General features: G+C 52.1%; 17 protein-coding genes and 1 pseudogene. 8 read left to right on the top strand and 10 right to left on the bottom strand.

What is annotated here, in order from left to right; translation table 11 throughout:
* Window positions 1–165 precede the first annotated feature (165 nt).
* Together KNP72_RS09785 and KNP72_RS09790 are read right to left on the bottom strand one after the other, a co-directional pair.
* Window positions 166–2940: a glycoside hydrolase family 3 C-terminal domain-containing protein gene (locus KNP72_RS09785; protein WP_214833083.1), complete on the bottom strand. Its 2775-nt coding sequence runs from the start codon at window positions 2938–2940 to the stop codon at window positions 166–168.
* Window positions 2937–4016 carry an alpha/beta hydrolase gene (locus tag KNP72_RS09790; protein ID WP_214833085.1) on the bottom strand — a complete coding sequence of 360 codons (1080 nt, stop codon included), beginning with the start codon at window positions 4014–4016 and terminating at the stop codon, window positions 2937–2939. Before KNP72_RS09790 ends, KNP72_RS09785 begins: the two co-directional genes overlap by 4 nt.
* 154 nt (window positions 4017–4170) lie before the next feature.
* Between KNP72_RS09790 and solA the strand changes: the two genes are divergently transcribed.
* The gene (solA, locus tag KNP72_RS09795; protein WP_214833087.1) at window positions 4171–5310 is read left to right on the top strand and encodes an N-methyl-L-tryptophan oxidase; all 1140 of its coding nucleotides are present in this window, start codon (window positions 4171–4173) and stop codon (window positions 5308–5310) included.
* Between the two features lie 99 nt (window positions 5311–5409).
* Window positions 5410–6855, top strand: a complete 1446-nt coding sequence (locus KNP72_RS09800) for a DEAD/DEAH box helicase (RefSeq protein WP_214833089.1) — start codon at window positions 5410–5412, stop codon at window positions 6853–6855.
* 340 nt (window positions 6856–7195) lie between these two features.
* Here KNP72_RS09800 and KNP72_RS09805 read toward each other — a convergent pair whose 3' ends face one another.
* Entirely contained in the window at window positions 7196–8389 is a 1194-nt protein-coding gene (locus KNP72_RS09805; RefSeq protein WP_214833091.1) for a DUF4317 domain-containing protein, read from the bottom strand.
* 255 nt (window positions 8390–8644) lie between these two features.
* On the opposite strand from KNP72_RS09805, the gene KNP72_RS09810 reads away from it, so the two are divergent.
* Together KNP72_RS09810 and KNP72_RS09815 are read left to right on the top strand one after the other, a co-directional pair.
* Window positions 8645–9277 (top strand): HNH endonuclease family protein, encoded by a 633-nt coding sequence (locus KNP72_RS09810; protein ID WP_214833093.1) that lies wholly within the window; start codon window positions 8645–8647, stop codon window positions 9275–9277.
* Between the two features lie 19 nt (window positions 9278–9296).
* A complete protein-coding gene (locus tag KNP72_RS09815; protein WP_214833095.1) occupies window positions 9297–9539 on the top strand; it encodes a hypothetical protein in 243 nt (80 codons plus the stop codon).
* Between the two features lie 29 nt (window positions 9540–9568).
* Here KNP72_RS09815 and KNP72_RS09820 read toward each other — a convergent pair.
* Window positions 9569–10038, bottom strand: a pseudogene (locus KNP72_RS09820) (peptide-methionine (S)-S-oxide reductase).
* A gap of 192 nt (window positions 10039–10230) precedes the next feature.
* On the opposite strand from KNP72_RS09820, the gene KNP72_RS09825 reads away from it, so the two are divergent.
* Genes KNP72_RS09825 through KNP72_RS09835 form a run of 3 tightly spaced genes read left to right on the top strand, consistent with a single transcriptional unit; the run spans window position 10231 to window position 11355 of the window.
* Window positions 10231–10662, top strand: coding sequence for a hypothetical protein (locus KNP72_RS09825; RefSeq protein WP_214718848.1), 432 nt, complete (start codon window positions 10231–10233; stop codon window positions 10660–10662).
* A 1-nt stretch (window position 10663) separates the two neighbouring features.
* A complete protein-coding gene (locus KNP72_RS09830; RefSeq protein ID WP_214833097.1) occupies window positions 10664–10927 on the top strand; it encodes a hypothetical protein in 264 nt (87 codons plus the stop codon).
* A gap of 56 nt (window positions 10928–10983) precedes the next feature.
* Window positions 10984–11355, top strand: a complete 372-nt coding sequence (locus KNP72_RS09835; RefSeq protein WP_029596429.1) for a VOC family protein — start codon at window positions 10984–10986, stop codon at window positions 11353–11355.
* Window positions 11356–11404: 49 nt separating this feature from the next.
* Here KNP72_RS09835 and KNP72_RS09840 read toward each other — a convergent pair whose 3' ends face one another.
* From KNP72_RS09840 to KNP72_RS09850, 3 genes are read right to left on the bottom strand one after another with little or no spacing between them, the layout of a single operon-like run.
* The gene (locus tag KNP72_RS09840) at window positions 11405–12121 is read right to left on the bottom strand and encodes a hypothetical protein (RefSeq protein ID WP_214718780.1); all 717 of its coding nucleotides are present in this window, start codon (window positions 12119–12121) and stop codon (window positions 11405–11407) included.
* A 27-nt stretch (window positions 12122–12148) separates the two neighbouring features.
* The gene (locus tag KNP72_RS09845; protein ID WP_214718782.1) at window positions 12149–12874 is read right to left on the bottom strand and encodes an alpha/beta fold hydrolase; all 726 of its coding nucleotides are present in this window, start codon (window positions 12872–12874) and stop codon (window positions 12149–12151) included.
* Window positions 12871–13656 carry a nucleotidyltransferase domain-containing protein gene (locus KNP72_RS09850; RefSeq protein WP_214718784.1) on the bottom strand — a complete coding sequence of 262 codons (786 nt, stop codon included), beginning with the start codon at window positions 13654–13656 and terminating at the stop codon, window positions 12871–12873. Before KNP72_RS09850 ends, KNP72_RS09845 begins: the two co-directional genes overlap by 4 nt.
* Before the next feature lie 75 nt (window positions 13657–13731).
* On the opposite strand from KNP72_RS09850, the gene KNP72_RS09855 reads away from it, so the two are divergent.
* Window positions 13732–14055: a hypothetical protein gene (locus KNP72_RS09855; RefSeq protein ID WP_214718786.1), complete on the top strand. Its 324-nt coding sequence runs from the start codon at window positions 13732–13734 to the stop codon at window positions 14053–14055.
* Between the two features lie 36 nt (window positions 14056–14091).
* Here the strand turns inward: KNP72_RS09855 and rlmH are convergent, their stop codons facing one another.
* From rlmH to KNP72_RS09870, 3 genes are all read right to left on the bottom strand, one after another.
* Window positions 14092–14571, bottom strand: coding sequence for a 23S rRNA (pseudouridine(1915)-N(3))-methyltransferase RlmH (rlmH, locus tag KNP72_RS09860; protein WP_029596433.1), 480 nt, complete (start codon window positions 14569–14571; stop codon window positions 14092–14094).
* Between the two features lie 83 nt (window positions 14572–14654).
* Window positions 14655–14816, bottom strand: a complete 162-nt coding sequence (locus KNP72_RS09865; RefSeq protein WP_021067873.1) for a CxxH/CxxC protein — start codon at window positions 14814–14816, stop codon at window positions 14655–14657.
* A gap of 37 nt (window positions 14817–14853) precedes the next feature.
* On the bottom strand, window positions 14854–16122 hold the full coding sequence (locus KNP72_RS09870; protein ID WP_214833099.1) for a S1C family serine protease: 1269 nt from the start codon (window positions 16120–16122) through the stop codon (window positions 14854–14856).
* Window positions 16123–16153 lie beyond the last annotated feature (31 nt).

Genomic DNA, 16153 nt, shown 5'->3' on the forward strand with positions numbered 1-16153 from the left:
GTGACAACTGGCTTTGCATGAGTGATTGAAGACTTAGAAAATCTCAAACGATTTTCCACGTATATGCGCCCCCCTTTCAAATCACAAGATGTTGACCCCATTATACAAAACATCTCGTGATGTTTAAAAGGCAGGCGAACATATACGATGAAGAGCTCTTGTTGATCATCCGTTTTTCATGCTGAACGAGTCCGCGAGCGTAAACGTGATGTCTTTCACGTCGAGACCGCCAAGTGCGAAATAGAGTTGCAAGTAGTTATGTTGATTCAGGAAGAATACTTGCTTCGTCTGCGTCACCCATTCGCCGTCCGTTCCGTTGAACGTGAACGTTGGGCCCGGGATGTTGTTGGCGAACAGCGTGACCGGCATCTGGGCAAGTTCGCCCGCGTCCGATTTCGCCGTGATTGTCACGTCGTACGTGCCTGTCTCATCGACTGAAACAGCAAAGACGTGGGTGTTCCCCGTCGATGTGTCGGCGTCACTCATGCTGACGCTTTCCCCGTTTTCTAGGTGGCGATACGTCACATCGAAATCGATCGCTTGTCCGGCCTCTTCGTCGAGCCCGACCACCTCGACCGTGCCGTCATGAATGCCGAGCTCGCGCTCCATCGCCGGTGACTGTAAGACGAAACGACAGATGTTCGCCGCACTCCGGAGCAGTTCACCACGCGTCAATGTCCCATCAGCGAGCGCCGCGCCCGTGTTGTCATCGAACGAGTTCGTGTCCGGACGGTCGACGACCATATATAAGTCGTTTTGCGACTGGACCATCGCCGCCGTGTTCTGACGGTTCGCCGGCTCGTTTTCATGGTGATTCACTTTCGCCCACCAGTCGGTCATGACGATACCGTCAAAGCCCCACTCGTCGCGGAGGACGCGTGTGTTCTGGTCATAGAGTCCGGCCGTCCATACCCCGTTGACGGCGCCGTACGTCGTCATGATCGATGTCGCCTTGCCTTCTTTGACGGCCATCTCGAACCCTTTCAAGTAAATCTCGCGTAGCGCCCGCTCCGAGACGATTGAATCGATATCGTGACGGTGCGCCTCTTGGTTGTTGGCGCTGAAGTGTTTGAGCGTTCCCGTCACGCCGACGCGATGCATCCCGTTCAATTGAGCGATCGCCATCTTGCCGGTCACGTGCGGGTCTTCCGAGAAGTACTCGAAGTTCCGGCCGTTCAGCGGATTGCGGTGGATGTTCATCCCAGGTCCGAGGAGCGTATCGACGCGGTTTTTCCGCATCTCAAGTCCTGTCATCTCGAACAGGTCTTCCACCAATTGGACGTTGAACGTCGAGGCGAGGAGCGTCCCGTTCGGAAGGGCGAATGCCTTCGTCCCGATATCCATCCGGATGCCGGACGGGCCGTCCGCGCAACATGCTGCTGGGATGCCGAGTTCGTTCAAGCGGTCCGATACCCCGCCGAATGCGGCGGCCGTCCCCGGCGTCACACGCGGCGAGTTCATCCCTTGTCCACGAACGATGCAGGCGAGATCCTCATCCGTCAATTGATCGAGGAACTCATCGAGCTCGACCTTGCCGGCGTAAACGTCCTTCAGTGTGATGCCGTTGTCACCGGCGTAGTCGCGCGTGACCGGACGTTCGGCGAGGTAACGTGCCTCGACATCGAGCGCACGGAGCGGCGTCGGTACGTACTCGACCAAATAGCCATGCTCGCCGAGGACTGGTTTGAGTCGGTCGAACGGAGTGATCGGGGCCATGTTCTCGCTGAGCCTTTCGACGACTTGAAGAGATGCCACTTCATACGTGAACACCGGTTGGGCCGAGCGAACGTCGGTCCCGAGGTGAAGCTCGTATGTGCCGGCCTCGAGAACAAAGCTCGACACGTGTCCGGTCGCCCCGTTGTCGTCATAGCTCGCAAAGTCCGTGACCGGGACGCTGAGTGTGAGCGTCGTCCGTTCCCCCGGTGCGAGTGTGTCCGTTTTAGCGAAGGCGACGAGCGAACGCGCTGGGTTGCCGAGCACACCTTGCGGCTTCTCGACGTAAAGTTGGACGACTTCTTTTCCTTCAACGGTGCCTGTGTTCGTCACATCGACGGTCACCGTGATCACGCCGTCCTGTTCGTTCGCCGTCGCGACGTCGGTCATGAACGTCGTATACGACAAGCCGAACCCGAACGGATAGAGCACCGAATCCTTAGCGAACGTCTCGAAATAGCGGTAGCCAACGTAGATGTCTTCTTGATAGATGCCCTTGTCCGCATGACCGAAATTTTTCGTCGATGGGTAGTCCTCAATCGATTTGGCAATCGTATCGGTCAGCTTACCAGATGGCGTGACGACACCCGTCAAGACGTCGACGAGTCCAGTGCCACCTTCCATTCCGCCTTGCCACGTATAAAGAATCGCGCTCGGTTTGTGCGCCCAATCCATGTCGATGATATTGCCGACGTTCAAGACGACAGCCGTCTTCGTGAATGTCTTTGATACCTTCTCAATCAGCGCCTGCTCGATGTCCGTCAACAAATAGCTACCCGGGTCGGCCGTGTTATCCCGGTCCTCACCGGCCGTGCGTCCGATGAAGATGAGCGCCAAATCAGAAGCCACGGCCGCTTCCGCGACGAGCTCGTCCGTCACTTCCATCTCCGGCTGCGACCACGGTTCTCCGGCCCAGCCGACACCTTGGTCGAACGGGTTCGCCTCGACCCACGTCTCGTACCTCTTGAGAAGCGAATCGTTCAACTGAATCCCTTCTGTCGCTTGAAGCGCCTCGAGCGGACTCGTCACGTGCGAGACGTTGACCATCCCGCCTGATCCTGTACCGCTCTTGTAGTAGTTGAATTGGCTGCGTCCGAACACAGAAACGGTCGTCCCTGTTTGAATCGGAAGCGTCGCGTGCTCGTTCTTCAAGAGGACGGCCCCTTCTGAGACGGCTGTCCGCGCCAATTGTTTATATGTATCCCAGTTCAATGTGTAAGTCTTCATCGTGTCATCTCCTTCAGTCCATTTGCGATTTCAATCATGCAGTCTTCGGCTTGCGGGTAGTCGCCGAGCTTGTCCATAAAGGCGTGGTCCATCCCGCGGTATTGAATCAGTCGCGTCGGTACTCCGTCGCGTGCGAGTTTACGCGCGTACGCCTCGCCTTCAAGGCGCAGATAGTCATATTCGGCCGTGATAATGAGCGCTGGCGGAAGGCCGGTCACATCCTCGGCGAACAATGGAGAGACGAGCGGGTCGGTCAGTTCGGCCTTGCCTTGTAAGTACACGTGGTTGAGCAAACCGTCCGAATCCCCGAGCGCCATGACGACGCCACGGATCAAATCGTGGTGGTGCTTGATCTCATAATCGTCGAGTTTCCATTCGTAATCGTCTGTCGGGATTGAGCCTAGATTGACGACCGGATAAATGAGCGCCTGGAAACGAATCATGTTCGTCTCGTTCGATCGGTCGAGTAAGCAACAAGCGGTCGCCAAGTTGCCGCCGGCACTGTCGCCGGCGACGTCGATGCGATCCTGCCGCACGTTCAACTCTTCAGCCTGATCGTATACCCATTCAACCGCTCGGAAACAGTCGTTCAGCCCGGCCGGAAACGGATGCTCCGGCGCGAGTCGGTAATCGATCGAGACGACGAGAGTGTTCGCTTTCTCGGCGAGCAGTTTACACGGGTTCTCCACCGTATCGAGCGTCCCACCGAAGAACCCGCCGCCGTGAAAGAATACGATGGCCGGTAACGTCTCTTCCGTACGCGGCCGATACAGGCGTGCCGGGATGTCACCGTCATCGCTCGGAATCATAACGTGGTCTGTCGCGATGTCCATCGTCGTCACGTCACGGTTCGGCCAACCCATGCTGGCACGGGCCGTCGCCAAGTCGAATGACGTTTCCGGCTCGGCTGCAACATAGCCTTGGATGACGGCCAGGACGCGCGGGTCCAAATCCCCGCTGACATCCGAGTCGGGAATCGGTTTGATGATTGTCTCGACACGGTCTATTGTGTGGACTTGTCGAGCTGTCTCGAGTTGTTCTGCCAATACACGATACGTCTCACGTGAATTCAACATGATCTGTAGTCCCCTTTCCATAGGAAAAATTGACACGTAGATTCAATTCCCTGATTCCTTACTGATTCGTCCTACTCAACAAGAAAAAATTGACAATTATCCAGCTTTTCCATACCATTCTACTAATGCTCCAGTAGAAAGGATTGATGTCCATATGTCACAACCAGTACGATATGATGTCGCCGTCATCGGCGCCGGCACGATGGGCATGTCAGCCGCCTCGTTTTTGACGGAACGCGGTGCCCATACGCTCGTTATCGATGCGTTCGACCCGCCTCACAACAAAGGTAGTCATCACGGGGACACCCGGATGATCCGACATGCCTACGGGGAAGGTCGTGCGTATGTCTCACTCGTCAAACGGGCCCAAAAATTATGGGAAGATCTCGACCGTACGTCGCAGTATCCTATTTTCAAGAAAACGGGTGTCCTCGGTATCGGGCCACGCGATTCGGCGTTTCTCGGTGAGACGATTGCCTCGGCCGAAAAGTATGACTTGCCGCTCCAGCGTTTGTCGAAAGGAGACATCGAGACACGTTGGCCCGGACTCTCGATTCCAGACGACTATATCGGTTGCTATGAGACCGAGTCGGGACTGCTCTACAGCGAGAACGCGATTCGAGCGTATCGCGAACGAGCCACCGCAAATGGCGCCGAGCTCGTCATGAACACGCCGGTCGAGTCACTCGAATTCCATGAGGACGGGGGCACCATCGTCACGTCCGAGGCGACGTTTTACACCAAGAAAGTGATTGTCACAGTCGGGGCCTGGGCGAAACAACTGCTCCCCGACCTGTCGCTCCCGCTCGCACCGACCCGGAAAGTCGTCGGTTGGTTCGATGCGGACGAGACGCTTTATTCGGATGCGTCGTTCCCGTCGTTCTTCGTCGAGGACGATGACCGGATGTTCTATGGATTCCCAAGTCTTGACGGGGCCGGACTAAAAGTCGGACGGACCGACGGCGGTCAGGCCATCGATCCGAACCTACATACGCAAGACTTCGGTCGCTATGAAGCCGACGAAGGCGATTTGCGCCACTTCCTCGCGACGTATATGCCAGAGGCGAACGGTGCCTTGAATCAAGGCAAGACATGCCTGTATACGATGTCGGACGATCACGACTTCATCGTCGATGTTCATCCCGAACATCACAACGTACTCATCGCCTGCGGTTTCTCAGGTCACGGCTTCAAGTTCGGCAGTGTCATGGGCGAAGTGCTGAGTCAGCTCACGCTAGACGGGCAAACATCGTTCGATTTGAGTCGCTTCCGTCTCGCTCGTTTTCGTGCATGAACGACGAACCGCTTCGTTTCGTGTATAATGAAGCGTAATCCAAATTGCTAATGAAAATTTCTCGAATAGAAGTTTCTTACACGAAAAAGAGGTAAACCTATGAATCAACCACGCTTTTCAGACTATCGCCTAAGCGAAGACATCCAGCGCGCGCTCGGCATCATGAAATACGAATCACCGACCGAAGTCCAACAGAAAGTCATCCCGCTCGCCCTCGAGCGCCAAGACTTGGTCGTCAAAGCCCAAACCGGCAGCGGGAAGACTGCAGCGTTCGGCATCCCGGTCACGGAACTCATCGAATGGGAAGAGAACAAGCCACAAGTGCTGATTCTCACACCGACGCGCGAACTTGCAGTCCAAGTCCGTGAGGATATGACGAACATCGGTCGTTTCAAACGCATCAAGGCGACCGCCGTCTACGGGAAAGAACCGTTCTCGAAACAACGTGAAGAATTGAAGCAGAAGACGCACATCGTCGTCGGGACACCCGGACGCGTCATGGACCACATCGAACGTGAGACACTCGTTCTCGATAAAATCGATTACTTGATTATCGATGAGGCCGACGAGATGTTGAACCGTGGCTTCCTCGCTGACGTCGAGGCGATCCTCCAAGAATTGCCACGCGACCGTGTGACGATGGTGTTCTCGGCGACGTTCCCGAACGATATCGAGCGCCTGTGCCAGAAGCACATGAACGAACCAATCCGTGTCGCCATCGAATCGAGCGGTGTCACCGCTTCGACGATCGAACACGGCTTGATTGAAGTGCGCCGAGAAGACAAGCTCGCTGTGCTGAAAGATGTGACCGTCGTCGAGAATCCGGACAGTTGCCTCATCTTCTGTCGGACGAAAGAACATGTCGACACGGTGTATACCGAGCTCGATCAGGCCGGTTACTCGTGCGAACGCCTCCACGGTGGCCTTGAGCAAGAAGACCGTTTCGCCGTCATGGAAGGGTTCAAGATGGGCAACTTCCGTTATCTCGTCGCGACCGACGTCGCAGCACGTGGAATCGACGTCGATAACGTCAACCTCGTCATCAACTATGACGTGCCGATGGAAAAAGAGAGCTACGTGCATCGGACCGGACGCACAGGCCGTGCCGGCAACGCCGGAAAAGCGATCACGCTCGCGACGCCTCACGAGGGCAAGTTCGTTCGCGCCATCGAAGCATTCATCAAGTTCGATATCCCGGAGATGGATGCACCGACTGAAAGAGAAGTCGCGCGCAATCAAGCCGCATTCGAAGAGAAGTTGAGCGGTCGACGTGTCGTTCGCAACAACAAGACGGCCCGAATCAACCAAGACATCATGAAGCTTCACTTCAGCGGCGGGAAGAAGAAAAAACTCCGCGCCATCGACTTCGTCGGTACAATCGCCAAAATTCCTGGCGTGTCGGCTGACGATATCGGCATCATCACGATCAACGACCAGATGACGTACGTCGACATTTTGAACGGCAAAGGTTCACTCGTCCTTCAGGCGATGGAATCGACACCGATCAAAGGGAAGAAGTTGAAAGTGAGCAAGGCGAAAAAATAATCATCACTCCAACCTCAACACCTCTCCACTTGGAGCAGGGTTGAGGTTTTTTTGTTGTATCCAACTATATCGAAAGCGCTTTCGATAAAATCCAAAAAAATAAGGCTTATCGAGATAACGCTTTCAAGAGCATCATACCGATAACCGTTCCGAAATTCAACCATCCTCACGTGATTGACAAAAAAAGGCTCAGACGATTGTCTGAACCTCAGTCTTCCAAATGAAGAAAATCAATCTTATCCTCTCGAATCGAACGATGTCGCGACAGGAGGACAGCAAGGGTGATCATCCGCTCAACGATTTCTAACGGGTGCACCCGCTCGCCTCCGTCCGCTCAGCGTCAGTCCAACAGTTCTTCTGAAATGAGTTTGAATCCTTCGATTTCCGTATCCTCTTCTAATTCGATCAACAGGCAACGTTTTCCTTTCACGTTCACTTGTCTCACGTACTTCAAGTCTTGCGGGCTGATTGAGATATTGGCGACTTTCGTATTGATTTTAATCGACTTCGACGTGTATTTCGGGACGACGCTGCTCGCCTTCATCTCATATTGGCGGTCATCGACAACTTGTTGGAACGCCGCTTCGACTTTCTCCGTCGTCACATCCTCGACCCCACTCGCTTTCAACACGATTTCGACGGTTCGGGCATCAATCATCGGCACGGTCTCTTCCTCGTCCTCACGCTCCGCCTCGGCGAGAATCATTTGGTTGATCTCATCGTAAACGGTAGCGAGCGTCCCGACGTTCACTTCTTCACCGATGACGGTCTTGACGACCTCTTCGAACATCGCTTTCTCCTCGACCGCCGTCACGATTTCGGTCCCGTTCAAGACGTTCTCGATAAAGCCGAAGTCTGGTTGATGCGCCTTCTGGGCCGCATACAAGATATGATTGACGTCGGCCGCGTTGTCCGTGAAGCACGGGAACATAAACCCGCCAATCGGTGCATCGAGCTTGATGACGGGATTGATGAAGATGTTTGACTTGAACTCTCGCTCGATATAGTCGAACACGAGCGACTGTTTCGGGAGCTCGGTCTGGTTGATACTGCCGAGGATGAACCGTGACGTCCACACCTCGTCGCGCATATCGATTTCCGTCTCCTCCGAGTGGCGGCGCGTCGGCTTATTGTATTTGAAGCGGATGAACGTGATGACCATGTCCTTCTCGAAAGGCGTCTCCTGCACCATCTTGAGCGCAATGCGCTGCATCATACCGGCCCACTCTTCGATGTCATCGGTCCGGAGTGCCTCATAGAGCAACGTCTGCGTATGGTCGGTCTGGCCCGGCTCCGGATGCTGAAACTTCACTTCGAACAACTTCTCGTCGATTTTGCCGCCGAGCACTTTCTTGAAATTGGCGAGGAACAACTCTTGGTGCTCCTGCTCGACAAACGGGAACGACCGCAACTCCTCGTGGAAAATCTCGTTGCTGTCTTGGCGAATATAAATATTATAAATGTCGGCGATTTTGACCGCTTCCGCATTCAACTTGAAATGCTTGCGAATCGCCGCGATGTCTTTTTGATTCATTCATTCCCACTCCTTCGTCCTTTGCTACAAACCGACTTCATTATACCAATAGTTAGGGTCGGCGCGTATGTCAGTAGTGCTAAAGCCGGGACGTCTGATGTCATGTATCATGTCCCTGACCTCAACTTTTATAATCTTTGGATTCATTTTTTGTAAATTTGCGTATTTCTCACTTCCTTGCCATGTATAGTCGATGTGCATCGTGCGTTTACGATGCGCGTCGTTCAGTCGTCATACATAATAGGAGGCACAAACATGTTCAAAAAATGCATCAGTTCGTTATTCGCCATCATCCTAGTCGCCACAACGCTTCACTTCACGACCCCTACCGCTTCGGCACTCCCGCCGAACATCCCGTCAAAAGCGGATGCGCTCACGAAATTGAACGCGTTGACCGTTAAAACCGAAAGTACGATGACCGGCTACAGCCGTGACTTGTTCCCGCATTGGAGCAGCCAAGGGAACGGATGTAACACGCGTCACGTCGTCTTGAAACGCGACGCCGATTCGGTCGTCGATGAGTGTCCGGTCACGACCGGCACGTGGTACAGTTACTATGACGGCATCACGTTCACATCGCCGTCTGACATCGATATCGATCACGTCGTCCCATTGGCTGAAGCATGGCGTTCAGGTGCAAGCAGCTGGACGACGACGAAACGTCAAAGTTTCGCCAACGATTTGAACGGGCCACAGCTCATCGCCGTCTCGGCCAGCTCGAACCGTTCGAAAGGGGACCAAGACCCGTCGACATGGCAGCCGCCACGCACCGGTGCGCGTTGCGCTTATGCGAAGATGTGGGTCGAGACGAAGAGCCGTTGGGGCCTCAGCCTCCAATCGACAGAAAAGACGGCCCTACAAACGGCCATCAACGCTTGCAGCTATTAAGTTTTGAAAGGAGTTCACGATGAACCAGCAATCTTCAGTATTTAAAGCATCCCACGGTGTCATGACCGAGGAAGTCGGCGTCATCAGTGGAGATCTTGAATTACGGACGACATGTCAGGCAGACGGCACGCTCGAGCTCGCCATCACGTACGTCGGGGCGGCCGAATGGTACACATTGCCCGGGAAAGACTACAAACTGCATGACGTGCGCGACCATGAGGTCGTGCATCGCTTGCTCGTGAACGTCCTCGAACGGGCATAACAAATGAGCCGACACGGCATCGTGTCGGCTCATTGTTTATACTTCTCTAATAACGTCTTCGGGATATGGCAGTAATCGTCCGAAGCGCGAGCCGGTCTTGATGCTCGTCCGCGCTTCGGACGTAGTTCGTGAGCGGCAATACCTCGACCGCGATTCGGTCCGCATCGCTCCGACCGCCGATAAACGTGCGAGCGGCTTCCAAATGGCTTGGGTCTGTACTATAGACGCCAGTCCGATACTTTTCGCCGACATCCTCGCCTTGGCGATTGATGCTGTACGGATCGATGATTTCGAATAAGTAGTGCATCAAATCTTCCATCGTGACGATGCTCGAATCGAACGTCGTTTTGACGCATTCGGCGTAACCGTCATATGGTCCGTTAAGCGTATCCGTCGTCCCGTTCGCCCGTCCGGCCTCCGTTTCGATGACACCGGGTAACGTCTTGATGAACGCTTGGACGCCCCAGAGGCATCCTCCCGCTATATATACCGTTTGCATCCAATCATCCCCTTAAAATTTTAGTCAATAATTCCCACGATTCGGTAGAAATGCGCTACGATAAACTCATATCTTTTATCGGTGAACAGCTACGGGGGACTTACATTGAAAAAACTCATGTGGACCACTTTTTGGACCATCACCATCGTCGCAACCATATATTCTGTCACGACGGGAGAGTCGTTTGTCTCGATGAGTCAGTCCGTTTCGGTTGATCATCAAGAGATGGAACGCTATTTGTCGACCGAAGTGATGGAACCGAACTTCGGCGGTGACGTGTGGACGTCATATCAAATACTCGACACGAATACGACAAAACATGAAGTGTACGTCTGGGCGCTCATCCAAGAGTACGTGCAAGAAGGTGATCGCTTCGAGCAAGGTTCGGGCATGTCCGTCCCCCTTGTATTATACCTTGACGACGATGACGAATCATTTACGATTCAAGGTCATCGGTTGCCGCGTGACGGCTCGTCTTATCCGACCGATTTATGGACCATGTTCCCGGTTCATGTTCAACTCGCGATTTCTCCGCATCCAGACGGGATCGTCACCAAACTACACGAACAAATGGAAGTAAAAATTTTGCTGCACCAGCAAGCGAAACATGGAAAGGAAGATTGACTTGAAGATCACGAAACGCGCGATGCTCCTCTCGACCGCGCTTCACCTGTTGTATTTCGTCGCCACGTTCGGGGTCGGATTCATCCGCACACTCAACTATACACCCGACATCATCGCCGAGGCGGGCAACGTCACCACGCTTCACAACGAGGTGGCCATCGGGACGACCGGGTCCCCGTTCATCTACGTCTTCACATGGATCGGCCTCGCCATCGTCCTGGCGCTAGGAATGTTGACGGTCCAACGGATTCGCCAAACGCGTTAAACAAGGAATACATGCACCACACACGTAACAGACGCTATGTTTAGGAGGGATATCGGTTGAATCTTATTCAGCAAATCAGACAAATCTATGTACCGGTGCACGATTTGGATCGCGCGGTCCGTTTCTACCGGGACACGCTTCAACTTCCGCTCTTATTCCAAGCTGGCCAGCTCGCCTTTTTAGAATGCAGCAGTGTACGGCTCATGTTGTCGCGTCCTGAGAATGAAGACTTTGCCAAAGCGAGCTCCGTGCTGTATCTCCAAGTGAACAATCTCACTGAGGCGTATGAACAGCTTTTGGCGAAAGGCGTTCAGTTTATCGACGAGCCGCATCTCGTCGCGAAAATGGAGAACCTCGAGACGTGGATGGCTTTCTTCAAGGACTCGGAGGGCAATACGCATGCGTTGATGAGCGAGCTTCGAACGTGATGCGCGAACATACAAAAAGGAAATCTACGCGATTGTAGATTTCCTTTTCTTATAGATAGCCGAGCCGTTTCAAATCCTCATAGACGAGAGACGATAGGAGCGTTCTCCCTTTCCCGTTCAAATGGTCCGGATTATGAAAGTACTCGCGCTGATGGATAAACCGTTCGTCAGTCATGTAGTTCAGGAACGGGACGTCCAACTCGAGCGAGGCCAAATGTTGATGGACGAGTCGGTCCATGACCGCTTCATCAAAACAGGCGTTGTAAGACGCGTGGACCGGCTCCATCGCCAAGACGACGCGATAGCCTTTCGTCTGACAATACGTGACGATGTCTGTCACGCGTTCCATATTCTGCTCGATGTCACGATTCTCCACAGCTTGTTTATACTGGGCTTCGACCATCTCGTATTTTCGTTCCGAATAGTTCTTGCCGTTATTCACCCACAGTTCGTGCGACTCCCACCTTAAATCACGAATGTCTCGCGACAGCGCCGTATAGACGCTCCCACTGTTCAACGCGGGAATCGACGTGTACGTATAGTAATCGAACGTGCTGACCGGTTCGATGTCTTCCCGGTCCAACACCTGATAATAATTTTCTTTCCGGCCAATCTCCGCATTGCTGAACGTGATTTGCGAGAGTGAGACGATGACGACCCCACCCGGACGCAGATGTTCATCAAACTGCTTCAACATCTTCCAGTCATACTCAATCGTCTGGCTCGACATCGGATAATCGGGTTGCTCATTGAAAAAAACGGCCATCGCTGTTCGATGGCCGGTCTCGGGAAATCATTTGAATCGTTCAATCAATCGTTTGATGGCGGCCAAGATGACTTCCGGCTCATCTCGCTGGATGTAATGGGCGCTCGCTTCGGCAAGGACGAATTCGGAATTTGACGAGATTTGCGTGAGTTCTTTCTGCATATCGTTCCATAATCGTTGCGATTCACTGGAGTAGTGGTCCTTCTTGCCGGCTCCGATGACGATGACCGGAATCTGTAATGCCAGTTCCGTCTCTTTTAATTGTTTCAAACTTTCCATGAACTCCTCGTAGTTCCCTTCGCGGACGAATTGCTGATGGTAGGCATGTTGAAAGTCTTGTGACATCGTCGGCAGGAATCGCTCACGATAGTCTTTCGGAGTGACATCTACTAAAATCAACCCGCTGACGTCTTCTTCATAGGCAGCTGCGAAAAGCTGCATGTTCACCCCGCCAAAAGAATGACCGACGAGGAAGTAAGGAGGTTTTGTATTGGTTTCCGTCAGTAACTGTCTCAGTTCTTGAATCATGTTTCGACTCGTTCGTGGGTTCGCGCTGGTTTCACTTTGCCCAAGGCCAGCTCGATCATACAAGAAGACGTTAGCTAGCTTCGAAATATCAGCCACCAATGGGCTCCAAGCCGTTGAATCATCTCCGTATCCAGCGTCCATGACGACCGTCACGTTTGCGGAATCGTGTTGAATTGATTTGGTGTATAATTTTGATGTGTCGCCCTGCACGCATTGATGTTTCATCCCCAAACCTCTTGCAACGTATGTCGAAATAACTCGTTTAATTGTGCCGTTGGATCATTTACTTGAACGTCCAGCGATTCCACATATACTTCAAAACGTTGAATTTCTCGTTCTACAAATTCGTTAATGACGGCAATCCGTGGTTCTAAGTCAAACTCGTCTCCTGCCAACTTCCTCTCTAATAATCGATCAATCGAATGCTTTAATTCACCATCTTTTAATGAATCCTCTAAAAGGACATGAAAACTAATCGGGGGTGCCGTATTGTATTTTTCAATCCACTGACAAGCTAAAATCGGACGAAGCACGTAAAAATATTTTTTGATGCGGACTTCCCGTCCTTGCAAATATTCACGGTAGTTATTTTTAGCCATATTTAAGTAATGATGTAACATCGAGTTCGGATAAAACACATCTGATTCTAGCGCTCGCATATTATCTATAAGCGTATACTGTTGATAGTAAACAATTTCACTTCTGAGCCATTCCAAGAGAGGGGGATTGTTCTTTCTAAATAGACGCAATGCTTTCGTGACTTCCCAACCACTGATGTCTAATAAATCGTTAATCGGCTCTTCAATTACATCACGTTTTTGTCCAATGCCTTGAGGATCGATGGCTAAATACCACTCAGGAAGATGAATGTAGATAAATCGAACATCATAATCGCTATCTTTTGAAGGGAATCCCCAGGCTCGGCTACCAGATTCAACCGCATATAGAATTTTTACATCGTACTTCGCTTCAATCTCTATTAGTTTTTGCTGGATTATTGTATGCATTAAAGAAATCTCCTTTGTAATTTAGACGTTAATTGTTTATTTATGTATGATTATAGCGGAAATGGAGATGAGTCAATGACCTATATCTGCCCCGTCTGTGGATTCGATGGATTAGATGAACCTGCTTACAACGAATTTAACGATCCTTCATTTGAAATTTGTTTATGTTGTCGATTTCAATTCGGAGATGATGATGACGTAGAAATTGAAGAAGGGTTGTTTATGCAACGGGAAGAGACACATACTAATTATCGAGAGGCATGGATTGAGAGCGGAGCTCCAATTTTTCAGACTGAATATTACCCAAAGCAATTTCAATTCGATGGTGCGGTAACGAGAGAACAATTGATTGAACAACTAAAAAATATTCGTATTTTTGAGACGAACATAAAAGGTTGATGGGCCAGCGCTCATCAACCTTTTATTAGACTTCATTTATTTATGGTAAGGCTCATTCCTGTTGATCCGATACGCCCGATAAATCTGTTCGCACAAGACGAGCTTCATCAATTGATGCGGGAACGTCATCTTCGAGAAGGAGATTGTATCATCCGAGCGTTTCATGACGTCGTCCGACAAACCGAGCGAGCCACCGATGACGAACGCGATTTTGCTCTTGCCGTACGTCGCGAGTTGATCGAGCTCACGGGCGAACTCTTCGCTCGTCCGCTGTTTGGCGTCGATGGCCAAGGCAATCACATGCGTGTCTGGACTGATTTTCGCCAAAATTCGCTCGCCTTCTTTTTGTTTTACTAGAATCATGTCTGCTTCACTCAAGTGCTCGGGCGCTTTCTCGTCTGCGACCTCGATTTCCTGCACTTTCGCATAGGCCGACAGGCGTTTTGTGTACTCGGCAATCCCTAGTTTCAAATACTTCTCTTTTAGTTTGCCGACCGTGATAATTGAAATATTCATCCAATTCTTCCTTTTTCCACAGTTTTTTTGGAGTTATCCATAGGGTTATCCACAGAGTTATCCACAAATCCACATGTTGATAATCATTTTTTGCTTGACACAACATATGTTGCGTCGGCATCACAGAACTCACATGTCACTTGTCCACTTGTGGATAGTTCTTCGAGCAACGGGTATTCCCCCGTCTCATCGACAATGATATCTAAAGCGATTTCAACATGTTCCTTGCATACTTTTTTTTCCACAATGTTTCCTCCTTAAAAAAGAAGCGTCGCCGCTCCTTTAGGTTGCTTCAGTTAATGTGGCCACGGTCTTGCTTGCCTTGCCGCGTCGCGTATATTCGATCGTGACCTTATCCCCAACCGTGGCGTCTCGGTACAGGGCGTCTCGCAAATCGACGTAACGTTTGATGTCACGGTCGCCGATTTTGACGATGACGTCACCGACGCGGAGGCCCGCCTCTTCGGCTGGACTGCCGGGCGTGATTGCCTCGACGAACACCCCGTCTTCGTTGTCAAAACTAATCCCATACTCTTCCCGGACGTTACCCGGTACGGCGATGACTTCTTGAATCGTGACACCGAGCTGGGCACGCGTCACTTCCCCATCACGCTCGAGCATATCGATGACCGGCAACGCGACGTTGACAGGAATCGAGAAGCCGACCCCTTCGACGCTCGCCTCGGCGATTTTCATCGAGTTGATGCCGACGAGCTCGCCGCGGATGTTGATGAGTGCCCCGCCGGAGTTACCCGGATTGATGGCTGCATCGGTCTGGATGACCTCGGCGTTATAATCCATGAGGCCGTCACTGTTCGTATCGACCGGCACGGTGCGTTCGACACCACTGACGATACCACGGGTGACCGAGTTTGAAAAGACGCCGAGCGGATTCCCAATCGCCATGACGGTCTCGCCTGCCTGGAGCACGGTCGAGTCCCCGAGTGCAATCGGGGCGACGTCGATATTGGCCGGCAGTTTGACCGATGCGACGGCCAAATCGTTGAGCGGGTCTTCTCCGAGAATCGTCGCCGACGCGACTTGTCCGTCAGAAAACGCGACGTTGATCTCATCCGCTTCTTCGATGACGTGGAAGTTCGTGACGATATACGCCGTGTCGCCGTCGACCTTATAGATGACACCAGAGCCCGCTCCGGCCTCCCACTGCGAGTCCGAGGTGAACGCCCGCTGGATGTTCGTAATACTGACGACGGACGTCTTAGCGCCCGTCACAGCGCTCGTGATGTCGGATTCCGTGACGGTTACGGCTTGTTCCGTCCGAATCAGTTCATTCGTCACAAAACGAGAGGTTGGGGAATCCCAGAGCATCATCGCCAAAAAGAACAAAGCCGCTCCTAAGAATCCGCCAACCCCTCCGAGTAACAACGGTTTTAAATTCACTCGCGGCTTATGGCGCACATGTTCTTCTTGCTTCGGGCGCCACTCGCTACGAGATGGGTACGTCGGTTTTACATCGTTCATTGTATCTGCTTCGTGCTCTAAAGGTTCGACGTCTTGAGGTTCATACTCATGGTGTCTCTCTTCATTCACGACGCGTCCCCCTTTCAAGACAGTGTGTTAT

Source organism: Exiguobacterium sp. s152 (genome assembly GCF_018618335.1).
GTDB lineage: Bacteria > Bacillota > Bacilli > Exiguobacteriales > Exiguobacteriaceae > Exiguobacterium > Exiguobacterium chiriqhucha.

What these genes read in the sequence shown, in the direction of transcription:
- KNP72_RS09785 (WP_214833083.1), bottom strand. Translation starts at nt 2,940, where the DNA reads ATGAAGACTTACACATTGAACTGGGATACATATAAACAATTGGCGCGG.
- KNP72_RS09790 (WP_214833085.1), bottom strand. Translation starts at nt 4,016, where the DNA reads ATGTTGAATTCACGTGAGACGTATCGTGTATTGGCAGAACAACTCGAG.
- solA (WP_214833087.1), top strand. Translation starts at nt 4,171, where the DNA reads ATGTCACAACCAGTACGATATGATGTCGCCGTCATCGGCGCCGGCACG.
- KNP72_RS09800 (WP_214833089.1), top strand. Translation starts at nt 5,410, where the DNA reads ATGAATCAACCACGCTTTTCAGACTATCGCCTAAGCGAAGACATCCAG.
- KNP72_RS09805 (WP_214833091.1), bottom strand. Translation starts at nt 8,389, where the DNA reads ATGAATCAAAAAGACATCGCGGCGATTCGCAAGCATTTCAAGTTGAAT.
- KNP72_RS09810 (WP_214833093.1), top strand. Translation starts at nt 8,645, where the DNA reads ATGTTCAAAAAATGCATCAGTTCGTTATTCGCCATCATCCTAGTCGCC.
- KNP72_RS09815 (WP_214833095.1), top strand. Translation starts at nt 9,297, where the DNA reads ATGAACCAGCAATCTTCAGTATTTAAAGCATCCCACGGTGTCATGACC.
- KNP72_RS09825 (WP_214718848.1), top strand. Translation starts at nt 10,231, where the DNA reads ATGAGTCAGTCCGTTTCGGTTGATCATCAAGAGATGGAACGCTATTTG.
- KNP72_RS09840 (WP_214718780.1), bottom strand. Translation starts at nt 12,121, where the DNA reads ATGGCCGTTTTTTTCAATGAGCAACCCGATTATCCGATGTCGAGCCAG.
- KNP72_RS09845 (WP_214718782.1), bottom strand. Translation starts at nt 12,874, where the DNA reads ATGAAACATCAATGCGTGCAGGGCGACACATCAAAATTATACACCAAA.
- KNP72_RS09850 (WP_214718784.1), bottom strand. Translation starts at nt 13,656, where the DNA reads ATGCATACAATAATCCAGCAAAAACTAATAGAGATTGAAGCGAAGTAC.
- KNP72_RS09855 (WP_214718786.1), top strand. Translation starts at nt 13,732, where the DNA reads ATGACCTATATCTGCCCCGTCTGTGGATTCGATGGATTAGATGAACCT.
- rlmH (WP_029596433.1), bottom strand. Translation starts at nt 14,571, where the DNA reads ATGAATATTTCAATTATCACGGTCGGCAAACTAAAAGAGAAGTATTTG.